Source organism: Dactylosporangium sp. CS-047395 (genome assembly GCF_050942185.1).
Classification (GTDB): domain Bacteria; phylum Actinomycetota; class Actinomycetes; order Mycobacteriales; family Micromonosporaceae; genus Dactylosporangium.
The window spans coordinates 6,439,402-6,451,695 of record NZ_CP192015.1; the positions used below are offsets into that span (position 1 = coordinate 6,439,402).

Here is a 12,294-nt window from a genome sequence, read left to right on the forward strand (position 1 = left end):
CCCATGCCCACCGCGGGCGGCGCCAATCGCAATTGTCACACTGCCGGGCGCACGATGGCGATGTCGTCGACGTAGCCGCGGAACAGGCCGGTGTTCGCGGGCTGGTCGTAGCCGATCCGGATCTGGTCGACGGTGCCGCCCGCCAGCGGGGTCAGATTCACCGTGACCTGGTTCCACTGGTTCGCGACCAGATGCCCGCCCTGGCCCTGGTACTGCGGATGCGCCCGCACCCCGTGCTGGTCCACGGCCCCGGAGTCGCGCAGGCTGCGCCCGTCGGTGAGGAACAGGTCCAGCGCGACGTAGCCGCCGCCCGCGTACTGTGGGTAGATCCAGTACGTGAGCGTGGTGCCCGCGGTGAGCGCGAGGTGCACGTTGTAGAGCCGGTTGTACGAGTACGAGCCGGCAGCGCTCAGGTCGTTGCCCGAGTACATGAGCGCGTACGTCCCGCCGTGCGCGATCTCCGCGCGCCGGCCGGACTCCATGCCGGTCCGGCCGCAGCAGAAGCCGCCGACGTTGAGCGCACCCTGCGACGAAGTCCACCGCGATCCCGGCATCGTCGGCGAGGTGGCGGCGCAGCTCCTCGCGGTAGCCGTTGCCGTCGGTCGAGGCGGTCCCCCCACGTGATGGACGCCACGAGCATCAAGCAAACCAACGCCTGTCGATGCGTGTCGCTCAGCAAAGACGACCGTCGATGATTTGTCAATCCTTGACAGAACGCCGGAGGGCGAGGAGGGCGACGTCGTCCGGGGCCGGCTGGTCCCGCAGCATCGTGGACATCACCGTCGCGCACAGGTCGTCCGGGTGGCTGGCCGTCACCGCGCCGGCCAGGCGGTCCAGGCCCTCCCCGATCGAGTGGGCCCGCCGCTCGACCAGCCCGTCGGTGTAGAACAGCAGCGTCCCGCCCGGCGGCAGCGCGACGGCGGTGTTGGTGCGCGGCAGGCTCATGTGGGTGCCGAGCGGCAGGTTCGCGCGCACCGAGAGGAGCCGGCCGGTGGTACCGGGAGTGGCGAACATCGGCGGCGGATGCCCGGCCGTGGACATGGTGACCGTGTCCAGCGACGGGGCGATGACCGCGTAGATCGCCGTGGCCATCGCGCCCGGCTCGAACCGCTGGATCTTGCGGTCCAGGCGGGTCAGCACGTCGGCCGGGTCGTCGGTTTCGAGGGCGTATGCGCGCAGGGCCGAGCGGATGCGCCCCATCACCACGGCCGCCCGCAGCCCGTTGCCGGCCACGTCGCCGACCGCCACGCCGATGTTGCCCGAGGGCAGGTCGAACACGTCGTACCAGTCGCCGCCCACGCCGACCTGGGCGCCGGGCACGTACCGCACGGCGAGCTCCAGGCCCGCGATGTCCGGCGGGCGGGTGGGCAGCAGGCTGCGCTGCAGGGCGAACGCCGTGGCCCGGTCGAGGCTGTGCATGCGCGCCTGGGTCGCCGGGGCGATCCGGTCGGCCACCAGCTGCAGCAGCTCGACGTCGCCCGGGGTGAACTGCCGCGGGGTGCGGGCGCCGACGTACAGCACCCCGATCAGCTGCCCCGCGGTGATCATCGGCACGCCGAGCATCGCGGCGATGTGCTCGTCGATGAGGACCGGGCTGACCACGGTGGTCTCGTCGACGTGGTCGATCGCGAGGGGCCGCCCGTGCGCGGCCACCGTGCCGGCGAAGCCGCGCCCGACCGGCACCCGGATGCCCAGGTTGACCTCGCGCTCCAGGCCGCTGGCGGCGGTGGCGACCAGCTCGGTGCCGGCCGGGTCGAGCAGCATGACCGTCGCGGAGTCGGCCTGCAACAGCTCGCGGGCGCGCACCAGCAGCTCCTGGAGCAGGTCCTCGACCCCGAGCTTGGACAGCGCGGCGTCGGTGACCTGCTGCAGTCGCCGCAGCTGCTCGCGGCTGTCGCGCCGTTCGCTCACCGTTCGGCGTCCTCCCCGACGACCTCGACCGCGGCCAGCTGGTCCAGGCCGCTGAAGGTCAGCAGGGCCTGGTTGAGCGGGCTGATGCGGATGTCGAGCTTGTCGGCGTGCACGAACAGGGTGGCCAGGGCGGCGCTGTCGAGGTAGTCGACCCTGGTGAGATCGACGACGACCCGGCCACCGCCGTCGCCGACCACCTCCCGCAGGCGGGCCGCGAACTCCGGCGCGTTGGTGAGGTCGATCTCCCCGACGGCGCTGAGCTGCCCGGCACCCTCGGCGCTCCGTGCGGTGGTGATGTGCAGCGGCGTGGTCATGATGTGATCCTCGTGGACATCTCGACGGTGGTACCGGTGGCACCGGTCTGCAGATCGACGTGCTGCATGAGGGCCCGCATGAGCTTGATTCCGTGGCCGCGGTTCGGGTCGGGCACCACCCGCTCGGGCCGCCACTGGCCATTGTCGGTGATGGTGAGGTACAACGTGGAGCCCATCGCTCTGACGAGGAGCCGGACCCAGCCGCGGCTGTCGTGGTGGCCGTGCTCGATCGCGTTGGCGCAGGCCTCCCCGGCCGCGACGAGCACCTGCTGGGCCATCTGGGTGCCGACCCCGGCCCGGCGCAGCCAGCGCCGCAGCGCCGCCCGGGCCGGGGCCAGCTCGCTGCTCCTGGCCTCGAACGACAGCTCCAGCGGGGCCGGGTGCCGGTACAGCAGCAGCGCCACGTCGTCGCTCGCCTCCTCGCCGACGAGCTGCTGCATGACCAGGTCGGCCAGCTGCTCGACCGGCAGCGTCTGGTGGGACTGCACGGCGTCGGCGGCGTGCTCGATGCCCACGGTGAGCGGGCGCCGGCGGCGTTCGATCAGCCCGTCGGTGTACACGAGCAGGATCGCGCGCGGCGGGACGCTCGTCGTGGACTCCTCCCGCTGCTCGCCGCGCGGCACGCCGATCGGCAGTCCGCGCCCGCCGTCCAGCAGGGTGCTGCTGCCGTCCGGCAGGGTGAGGATCGCGGGCGGATGGCCGGCGCTCGCGTACACCAGGCCGCCGTCCTCGGGGTCCAGGATCGCGCAGAACGCGGTCGTGCACACCGCCCCCGGCAGCAGCGCGGCGAACCGGTCCAGGGCGGTGAGCACCTGTCCCGGCCCGGTCGCCTGCAGCAGCAGGGCGCGGGCGGCACTGCGCAGCTGGCCCATCACGGTCGCCGCGGCCAGGCCCCGCCCGACGCAGTCGCCGACCATGATGCCGATCCGGCCGTCGGGCAGGTCCACGGCGTCGTACCAGTCGCCGCCCACCTCCAGCGGCCGCGTGGCGGGCTGGTAGCGCACCGCGAACCCGGCCGGCAGCACGGCGGGGCCGAGGATCGAGCGCTGCAGCGTGACCGCCACCTCCCGCTCCTGGTCGAACGCGAAGGCCCGGTGCAGCGCCTGCGCCACCGAACCGCACAAGAGCAGGAGCAAGGTCTGGTCTTCGGTACCGAACCCGCGCGCCGGATCCAGCGCCAGCCGGATGGCGACCGGGCCGAGCGGCGAGTCGATGCTCGTCCCGGCGCCCGTCGGCCGCCCGCCCGGCCCCATCTCGATGAGGATCCGCGAGGCGCCCAGGTCGAGCAGGTCGTTGAGGACCACCGGCGGTTCCGCGCCCTCGGCGGCGTCGGTGGCGCTGAGGCTGCCGGCCCGGGCGGTGACGCCGGTGGCGTGCCACTGCCGGCGCAGCTGCTCGGCCGCCACCTGCAGCACCTCGGGGACGGTCCGGGCGTCGGCGAGGCGCTCGTTCATCGCGTTGAGTGCCGTCTCGCGCTGGGCGGCCGAGCGCTCGGTGGTGATGTCCCGCAGCGTGCCGACCATCATCTGGGTGCCGGCGTCGTCGTGCACGGCGTTGATGGTCACCGCCGCCCACAGCCGGTGCCCGTCGCGGTGCTGCAGCGGCATCACCATGGTGCCGTGCCGGCCGGCGACGACCTGCCGGTACTGGGCCATGACTTCCTCGTACGCGGCCGGGTCGGCCTGCGGGTCGGGCCACCACGGGTGCGGCACGGCGTAGGGCACCCCGTCGGCCGGGTAGCCCAGCAGGTCGGCGAAGGCGGCGTTGACCTCGACGATCGTGCCCTCGGCGCCGGCGACGAAGAAGCCCTCCTGCAGCGAGTCGATCAGCGCCGCGCGCCACCGGGCGTGGTGGTTGCGCAGCCGGGCCAGGTCCACGTTGGCCCGCACCCGGGCCAGCAGCTCCTGCGCCTCGAACGGCTTGACCAGGTAGTCGTCGGCACCGGCGGACAGGCCCTCGACGGCCGCCTCCTGCCCGGCCCGGGCCGAGAGCAGCATGACCGGCACGCCGGTGGTGCGCGGGTCGGCGCGCAGCGCCGCGACCAGCGCCAGGCCGTCGATTCCGGGCATCATCACGTCGCTGACGATGAGGTCCGGCGGCTGGGCCCGGGCGGCGGCCAGCGCGGCGGTACCGTCGGCGACCGTGCTGACCTCGTACCGCCCGGCCAGCAGCCGGCGCAGGTACTCGCGCATGTCGGTGTTGTCGTCGGCGACCAGCACCCGGGCCCGGGGTCCGTCGGCGGCGGCGACGGGCACGACCGGCCGGGCGTCGGTCCCGTCCTCCTCGGCGTCGGGCAGCCAGCGGAACGCCTCACGGACGTAGGGCTCGGCCGTCTCGGTCGCGGTGTCGCTGCCGGTGGCCTCGGCGAACTGGTCGGCCGGCAGGTGCCCGTCGCCGAACGGCAGCCGGACGGTGAACGTGGTGCCCTCGCCCGGTGCGCTGACCGCCGAGATGGTGCCGCCGTGCAGGTTGACCAGCTCCTGTACCAGGGCCAGGCCGATCCCGCTGCCCTCGTTGGAGCGGGCCCGGGCATTGGTGATGCGGTGGAAGCGCTCGAACAGCCGCGGCATCTCGGCCGCCGGCACGCCGATCCCGGTGTCGGCCACGGTCACGACCGCGTGCTCGCCGTCGGCCGCCACGGCGACCCGGATGCCGCCGTCGAACGTGAACTTCAGCGCGTTGGACAGCAGGTTCAGGACGATCTTCTCCCACATGCCCCGGTCGAGGTACACGGGACGCTCGAGCGGCGGGCAGACCACGTCGAAGGCCAGCCCGGCCCGCTCGATCGCGGCCCGGAAGACGCTGGCCAGCTCGGCGGTGAACACCGGCAGGTCGACCGGCTCGTAGCGGGCCTGCATCCGGCCCGCCTCGATGCGGGAGAAGTCCAGCAGCGTGTTGACGAGCTTGCCCAGCCGCAGCCCGTTGCGGTGGATGACCTCGACCTCGTCGTGGGCCCGCCGGTCGCCGGCCGGCAGCCGGTCGCGCAGCTCCTGCACCGGCCCCATGATCAGGCTCAGCGGGGTGCGGAACTCGTGGCTGATGTTGGAGAAGAACGCGGTCTTGGCCCGGTCCAGCTCGGCGAGCTCCTCGGCCCGGCGCTGCTGGGCCTGGTAGCTGCGGGCGCTGCCGATGCCGGTGGCGACGTGGCCGGCCGCGAGCTCCAGGAAGCCGCGGTAGCCCTCGTCGAGCAGCCGGTACCGGTTGAGGCCCGCGACCAGGAAGCCGTAGGGGGACGCGCCCTGTTGCAGCAGCGGCAGGAGCAGGGCGTGGGTCGGCGGCTCGGTCCAGCCGCCGGTGGGCAGCCCGGGGATCGTCGCGACGTCGACGAGCGCGGGCGCGCCGGAGGCCGGCCACGGGCCTGCCGGGTCGCCGGGGCGGATCGCCGCGGGCGCGGCCGGGTGCCCGGCGGGCAGCCCGGTGGCGGCGGCCAGGCGGGCACCGTCGTCGTCGAACAGGTACGTGAGCGTGAAGGGCAGGTCGCGGCCGTTGCGCACCAGCTGCTCGGCGGCGAAGTTGAGCATCTCCTGCTCGGTGCGCACCACGCTGGGGTCGGAGCCGAGGTCGCGCAGGGTGGCCATGCGCCGCTCGCCGATGACCCGCTCGGTGTCCTCGCTGACCACGCACAGGAAGCCGCTGACCGTGCCGCCGTCGTCGTAGAGCGGGCTGTAGGAGAAGGTGTGGTAGGTCTCCTCGCGGTACCCGGAGCGCTCCAGGAACAGCAGCAGCGCCTCGTCCCAGGTCGCCGCGCCGGTGGTCAGCACCGAGTCGATCCGGGGCCCGATGTCGTCCCAGATCTCGGCCCAGACCTCGCTGGCCGGGCGGCCCAGCGCCCAGGGATACTTGCGGCCGAGGGTGTCGCGGCGGTAGGCGGCGTTGCAGAAGAACGTCAGCTGCGGACCCCACGCCATCCACATCGGGAACCGGGACGTCAGCAGGATGCTCACCGCGGTGCGCAGGCTCTGCGGCCACCCGCCCGGCGGTCCCAGCGGCGTCGCCGCCCAGTCCACCGCGGCCAGGTCCCGGCCGACCTCGGCATCCACGGCGAAGAGGTCGACCCCGTCCGGATGCCTCCCGTCCTGCATGTGCCGCCCCTCTCGCGCTCGCACCCGTTGATCGATCGGCTCCCCCCTTTCCCATTCGCGCCGCGATTCAATCAGGGGAACCCGGCACACAGGACCGTGGCGAGCTTGGCCGCATACCCGGGCTCGAGCGGCAACTGGCGCAGCACGACCCGGACCCACACCGCCCCGGCCAGGGCATCCATGACGAGCATCGGGTCGGCCCCGGGCGGCAGCTCGCCGCGCCGGGCCGCCCGCTCGAAGATCGGCCGCTCGACCGCGAGCCGGTCGGCGAAGAACGCCCGCGCGTGCTCGGCCAGCTCGGGATTCTGCGTGGCGGCCCCGAGCGCGGCGACCGCCACGGCCGCCGACGGCGCCTCGGTGAGCAGCGTGACCAGCGTCTCGGCCAGCGCCGTGAGGTCCCCGCGCAGCGACCCGGTGTCCGGCGCCGCGACCCGCATCACCGGCGCGTCGAGCAGCGCCGCGCCGAGCAGGGCCGCCTTGGACGGGTACCACCGGTAGATCGTGGTCTTGTTCACACCGGACCGCTCGGCGACGCCCTCGACGGTGAGCCCGGCGTAGCCCCGCTCGGCGAGCAGCCGCAGCGTGGCCTCGAAGATCTCAGCCGCCCGCCGCGGCCCGCTCCCCTCGCTCACGGCCGCGAGTCTACAACGAAACGCAACGCACCGTTGCGTTGCGCACCCGGCTCGCCCCGGCTACCGGCGCAGCCGCGCGCCCGGATCCGCCCGCGCGAGTCGCTCGAGCAGGTAGTCGACCTCCTGCCGGGCGGTGGCCGACAGCGCCCCGGCCGGCGCGCGCTGCGCATCGGAGTCGAGCAGCCCGCGGCGCATGAGGACGTACTTGCGCACCGCCAGCCCGACCCCCTGCTGCTGCTCGTAGCGGATCAGCGGCAGGTGGGCGTCGAAGAGGTCGTGCGCCTCGTCCCGCCGCCCCGCGCCGGACAGCCGCACCACGCCGGTGAGCAGTTCCGGGAAGCTGTACCCGGTCATCGCCCCGTCGGCCCCGCGCTCCATCTCGAAGTCCAGGAACAGCGCCCCGTTGCCGGTGAGAATCCGCAACGGCACCTCCATCGCCCGCAACGCACTGATCTTCTCCAGCCCGGGCCAGTCCTCGTGCTTGAGCATGTACACACCCTCGACCTCACCGGCGATCCGCCCGATGACCCCGGCCGTCATCTGCACGCCGAACGTCAGCGGATAGTCCTGCACCACGATCGGCACCCCGCCCCCGATCGCGTCGGCCGCCTGCCGGTAGTAGGTGACGATCTGGTCATCGGTGCGCAGGCTCGTGGGCGGCGCGATCATGACACCGGCGGCGCCCGCGTCCATCGCCTCCCGCGTCAGCGCCCGCATGGCCGCGAACCCGGGCGCCGTCACGCCCACCACCACCGGCACCTCGACCCGGGAGCACAGCCGCCGCACGATCGCCACGCTCTCGGCGTGCTCCAGCTTGGGCGCCTCGCCGAGCTGCCCGAGCACGGTGAGGCCGGTGGCGCCCGCCTGCACGCAGTGCTCGACGAGCCGGTCGAAGGAGACGTAGTCGATGCCCCCGTCCGCAAAGAACGGCGTGGAGAGAATGACGTAGACGTCGGTACCCATGCTCACCCTTCGTTGCCTTTAAAAAAACGGCGCCGTAGTCCCCCGGGCACGCGCCGACCAGTGTGATGGCGGTACCGACCCGAAAAGCGCCCCGCAACACCGGCGGAGACGCCAGATGCGGCGCGATGTCGCCGGATTCAGGTCCTGGCGTCGTCCGACGGGACCGTCTCGGCGCGGCCCTCCTCGGCCGGCGTCGCAGGCGGCCAAGCCCCCAGGTATGCAGAGAGGAGGATCAAGCACCCGTTGCGGGCACTCTCCAGCGATGTTGGCTGACCGCCATACTGGAGGCGCCGTCGCTCCAGTGCGTCAAGGACAGACAGCACTGCGAGGCTGATCAGCGTGGCGGGCAGGAACGGGTCGTCTCGCATGCGCTGGGTCGCCTCGCCGTCGATGGTCGACCACATTCCCTCGTTGATGCCGTGCCACGTGCCGTGTGAGATCGCGGAGTATGCGCGGTACATCGTCCTGCCGGTGTCGAAACCGTCGGCGGTCCGACCCATTTGCTGAGCAAGAACCTCGGCGTTGCCGGGGCGCAGGTCGGCGCGGACCGGCCGGTGGTCACCGATCCAGGGCGCCTGCTGGTTCCCCGGCCGGTGCACCGTGAAGCCGCAACTGCTCGCGGCCCCTTCGATTGCAGCGATCTCTGCGCGCAGCGCCGGCACGTCCTCGTGCATCTGGCCCCCGACGTGCAGCCTGACCTGCTCGTGCAGGCTCAGCAGGTGCTCATTGGCGAACCGACGCGCACGCTCGCGCCCGCTGACCTGCGTGTCCAGCAGGTACGCGGCTCGCGATGCCATCTCCGCCACCGATCGCGACAACGTGACGGTGGCCCAAAATCCATGATCGTGGCCAAGCAGGTCGGCGAGTGCCCGTAACTGTTCGAGACCTACACTGAGCAGGTTCGAGGCGAAGGTGTAGGCGTCCTCGACGCGGTCACCGATCCATTCGTCGCCAATCGTCGACTCGAGCTGCGCGGGCGAGCCGGAGGCCCAGTCCAACTTGCCGTGCGCGACCGTCTCCTCATACACCTCGTGCAAGCGCCTCAATGCGTCAGACAACGGACGGACCGCCAGCGCTCGGGTCATGACAGCAGCGTGGCACCGGATATGGGCGATGACAATCGAGGTGCCCACCTGCCCGGAAGTCCGCGGGTGTGCGGGCCTGCCGTCAGGGCTCGAGCTTGCCGGGTGTGTCGTGCAGCAGCGGGTGGGCGCAGGCGGCCGCGGCGACGAGCGCCACCACCAGCGCGGTCGTCGTACGCCCGGCCCAGGGCAACTGCGCCTGGACGGTCGCGGACAGGTTCATCTGGTCCGTGTATGTCGCCAGCGCGGACACCGTCTCGAAGCGCAGCACGGCGACCGCGGTCAGCGCGCCCATGACCACCGCGCAGCCAACGGCCCACAGGTACGCAGGGAGCCGCCGGAACACGCCCGCCACCGCCAGCAGCCCGGCCGCGACCACGCAGGCGATCGCGAAGTGGTCCAGCACGTCCGGGACGGCATGGCGCAGTGCCTCCCGGTAGCCCTTGTTCTTGCCGGCGTCGTACAGCTCCCGCAAGTCCGGATCGTCGTAGTGCACGTCGAGCCGCCCGTCCGGATGCATCTCCAGCCGCAGGTACTCGGCCGGCGCGGCCCCGTTGTGGGAGTCCGGGCCGACGAAGGCGACGGCGGCCCACGCGCCCGTCGTCAGGCCCACGAGGGCGACGGCCGCGCTCACCGCCACGACCGCCGCGAGCGCCCGGCCGATCCAGGCGCGCCGAACCGACTCCGTCACGAGTGTCCCCCGTCAGCATCCGTGAAAACCGGGTACGGCCGCCACGTCACCGCCAGGTCATACGACATGCAGGGGATTCTTGCGTACCGCCCGCTCCAGCGCCGCCCCGAGCCCGTCCCGGCCGCCGCGCCAGGCCACGTGCCCGTCCGGGCGGACCAGCGTCCACGGCAGCGACGGGTCGGTCGGCGGGGCCAGTCGCACCTGTGCCTCCAGGCCGGCCAGCGCGGGTGCGGCCGGCTCCGGGGCGAGCAGCACGAAGCTGCCGTCGCGCAGGGCCTCGTACAGCCGCCGCCCGTCCGCCAGCGCCACGTCCCCGGCCCGGGGTGCGCCGGGGTAGTCGATGCCGATGCCGGAGATCGTCCCGGCCGCCTTGTGGGCGATCGGGGGCAGGCGCAGGGCCAGGGCGCCGAGCCGGTTGCGGACCAGGCGGCCCAGGCGGGAGCGGACCATCGCCATGCGGATGATGGCGCCGCTGGAGCGCAGGACGAGCTTGCCGACCGGGTGCCGCTCGGCCTCGTACGTGTCCAGCAGGCCGTCCGGGGCCGTGCCCCGCACCACGGCGGCGAGTTTCCACGCGAGGTTCGCCGCGTCCTGCAGGCCGGTGTTCATGCCCTGGCCACCGGCGGGCGAGTGGACGTGCGCGGCGTCGCCGGCGAGGAGGACGCGGCCCACACGGTACCGTGGCGATTGTCGCTCGTCGCTGTGAAAACGGGACAGCCAGCGAGCCTCGGTCAGCCCGAAGTCGGTGCCGAGCACCCGCCGGGTGACGTCGCGGATCTCGTCCAGGGTCACCGGATCGGTGTCGGGGCGCTGGTGGCGGCGGTCCCAGGCGAAGACGCGGAACCAGCCGTCGCCGAACGGGGCGACGAACGCGAACGCGTCGCCGACCGCGTTGACCGCGAGCACGTCGCCGGGCGACTCGGTCAGGCGCACGTCGGCCAGCATGATCGAGCTCAGCACCGACTTGCCGGGGAACGGCAGGCCGAGCGCCTGCCGGACGGTGCTGTGCACGCCGTCGGCGCCGACGACATATTCGGCGCGGACAGTGCCGCCGTCGACGGTCAGGTCCACGCCGGTGGCGTCCTGGCGCAGGCCGGTCACCGCCGCGTTGCGCACGATCCGGGCCCCGGCCGCGAGGGCCCGGCGTTCCAGGGCCCGTTCGACGTTGTACTGCGGCGTGATGAGCAGATACGGGAAGCGCGACGGCAGCGTGGACAAGTCGATGCGGACGCTGTCGAAGAGGCGCAACCGGCGCACGGGCGCGCCGCCGGCCACGATCTCGTCGGCGAGGCCGCGCGCGTCGAGGTGTTCGAGGGTACGGGCGTGCACGCCGAACGCCCGGGTCAGGTTCGACTCTGCGCCGCGGCGCTCGAAGACGGTGACGTCGACGCCGGCGCGGGCGAGGTCGCCGGCGAGCAGCAGCCCGGTGGGGCCGGCTCCGACGATGGCAACGGTGGTCATCAGCGGACTCCTAACGAGAGCGGCGGGGGCTCGGAGCCCCCGCGCGGACGGGACGGCCGACCCGGAACGTGAGCAGCGGGTGCTCCCCGGCCGGCAGCAGTTCGGCGAAGCGTGGCGCGAACGCCGGGGTGAGCCCGGCGTCGCGTTCCCGGTCGATGCGCTCGGTGATCTGGTTCATGTGGTGCAGGGCGATCCCGCGCGCGGTCGCGGTGAGGTGGATGCGTTCGAGGAGGCGGCCCGCGGCGAGCTGGGTGGCCCGGTCGTCGGGCGTGGCACAGGTGATGACCCCGTACGCGGCGGCGGTCGCCGTGTGCACGGTCGCGGTCTGCTGCAGCCAGAACTTGTCCCCGTCGGCCCGGGAGGACGCGGGCAGCAGCTTGGCCAGGGCGAGCTTGGGCGGGCCGAAGCCCTGGCCGCCGAGGGTCAGCCCGTCGCGGTACCGCTGAATCTCCTCGTCGTTGGCCCGGAACCAGGCGAAGTTGTCCCGCGACTGGGTCTCGTCCGCGCACAGCGCCGCGGCCGCGTCGACCAGCAGCCGGCCGAGCGCCGCCCGCGGCCCGGGGCCGGCGATCCAGCGCACCCGCAGGCCGGGCAGCCCGCTCGGGTCGGCCAGCGCGTCGAGGTCAGCGGCGGGGATCGGCTCGGCCGTGTACGGGCCGCGGTTGGTGTGCCGGTCGCCGATCGCGTCGTACAGCGGACCGCCCTCGGCCGGACCCGGCCGCACGGTCACCGTGGCCACCCGCGACCCGCCCGGGCCGTCCGGCTGCCACGCCACGTCGGGCCGCAGCCCGCGGGCCCGGCAGGCCAGCACCAGGTTCTCGATGGCGCAGCCGACGCCGATGTACTGCTCCCGCCGGTACGGATCGACCGAGCCCGTATGGCGCGCGGCGTCGACGTGCACGTCCACCGCGTCGGCGCGGATCGCGAACGCCCACGGCTGGGTGTTGTGCGGGCTCGGGGCCAGGATCGCGGCCGCGACCGCGCCGGGCAGGCCGGGCGTGTCGCGCCAGTGCCGCCACGGGTCGTAGGCGTCGCCGCGGCCGGGGCTCAGCGCGGCGGTGTCGTGCACCCGGTAGGTCAGGGCGCCGGTCCCGGCCACGGCGACCACCCCGAGGGCGGTGAGCACCTGCCGGCGAGTGTGAGTGGGCATGCCGACAC

The 12,294-nt window shown here is 73.4% G+C and carries 10 protein-coding genes; all 10 read right to left on the minus strand.

Translation table 11 applies throughout. The features are described 5' to 3' along the window. Positions 1-35 precede the first annotated feature (35 nt). A complete protein-coding gene (locus ACQP00_RS30310; protein WP_433201307.1) occupies positions 36-554 on the minus strand; it encodes a hypothetical protein in 519 nt (172 codons plus the stop codon). A gap of 145 nt (positions 555-699) precedes the next feature. After that, entirely contained in the window at positions 700-1,911 is a 1,212-nt protein-coding gene (locus tag ACQP00_RS30315; RefSeq protein WP_433201310.1) for a PP2C family protein-serine/threonine phosphatase, read from the minus strand. Further along, on the minus strand, positions 1,908-2,225 hold the full coding sequence (locus ACQP00_RS30320; RefSeq protein WP_433201314.1) for an STAS domain-containing protein: 318 nt from the start codon (positions 2,223-2,225) through the stop codon (positions 1,908-1,910). The genes ACQP00_RS30315 and ACQP00_RS30320 overlap by 4 nt, the downstream gene beginning before the upstream one ends. After that, the gene (locus ACQP00_RS30325; RefSeq protein ID WP_433201317.1) at positions 2,222-6,307 is read right to left on the minus strand and encodes a SpoIIE family protein phosphatase; all 4,086 of its coding nucleotides are present in this window, start codon (positions 6,305-6,307) and stop codon (positions 2,222-2,224) included. The genes ACQP00_RS30320 and ACQP00_RS30325 overlap by 4 nt, the downstream gene beginning before the upstream one ends. Positions 6,308-6,378: 71 nt before the next feature. Then, complete coding sequence (locus tag ACQP00_RS30330; RefSeq protein WP_433201320.1) at positions 6,379-6,939, minus strand: TetR/AcrR family transcriptional regulator; 561 nt, start codon at positions 6,937-6,939, stop codon at positions 6,379-6,381. Between the two features lie 60 nt (positions 6,940-6,999). After that, on the minus strand, positions 7,000-7,902 hold the full coding sequence (locus ACQP00_RS30335) for a dihydrodipicolinate synthase family protein (protein WP_433201323.1): 903 nt from the start codon (positions 7,900-7,902) through the stop codon (positions 7,000-7,002). 137 nt (positions 7,903-8,039) lie between these two features. Then, positions 8,040-8,987: a hypothetical protein gene (locus tag ACQP00_RS30340; RefSeq protein ID WP_433201326.1), complete on the minus strand. Its 948-nt coding sequence runs from the start codon at positions 8,985-8,987 to the stop codon at positions 8,040-8,042. A gap of 82 nt (positions 8,988-9,069) precedes the next feature. Continuing rightward, positions 9,070-9,675: a hypothetical protein gene (locus tag ACQP00_RS30345; RefSeq protein ID WP_433201329.1), complete on the minus strand. Its 606-nt coding sequence runs from the start codon at positions 9,673-9,675 to the stop codon at positions 9,070-9,072. Positions 9,676-9,732: 57 nt separating this feature from the next. Next, a complete protein-coding gene (locus tag ACQP00_RS30350) occupies positions 9,733-11,136 on the minus strand; it encodes an FAD-dependent oxidoreductase (RefSeq protein WP_433201332.1) in 1,404 nt (467 codons plus the stop codon). 10 nt (positions 11,137-11,146) lie between these two features. Then, positions 11,147-12,286, minus strand: a complete 1,140-nt coding sequence (locus tag ACQP00_RS30355; protein ID WP_433201335.1) for an Acg family FMN-binding oxidoreductase — start codon at positions 12,284-12,286, stop codon at positions 11,147-11,149. Positions 12,287-12,294: the final 8 nt, after the last annotated feature.

Coding starts and splice junctions, on each gene's coding strand:
- ACQP00_RS30310 (WP_433201307.1), bottom strand. CDS start 554: ATGCCGGGATCGCGGTGGACTTCGTCGCAGGGTGCGCTCAACGTCGGC.
- ACQP00_RS30350 (WP_433201332.1), bottom strand. CDS start 11,136: ATGACCACCGTTGCCATCGTCGGAGCCGGCCCCACCGGGCTGCTGCTC.
- ACQP00_RS30320 (WP_433201314.1), bottom strand. CDS start 2,225: ATGACCACGCCGCTGCACATCACCACCGCACGGAGCGCCGAGGGTGCC.
- ACQP00_RS30340 (WP_433201326.1), bottom strand. CDS start 8,987: ATGACCCGAGCGCTGGCGGTCCGTCCGTTGTCTGACGCATTGAGGCGC.
- ACQP00_RS30355 (WP_433201335.1), bottom strand. CDS start 12,286: ATGCCCACTCACACTCGCCGGCAGGTGCTCACCGCCCTCGGGGTGGTC.
- ACQP00_RS30335 (WP_433201323.1), bottom strand. CDS start 7,902: ATGGGTACCGACGTCTACGTCATTCTCTCCACGCCGTTCTTTGCGGAC.
- ACQP00_RS30325 (WP_433201317.1), bottom strand. CDS start 6,307: ATGCAGGACGGGAGGCATCCGGACGGGGTCGACCTCTTCGCCGTGGAT.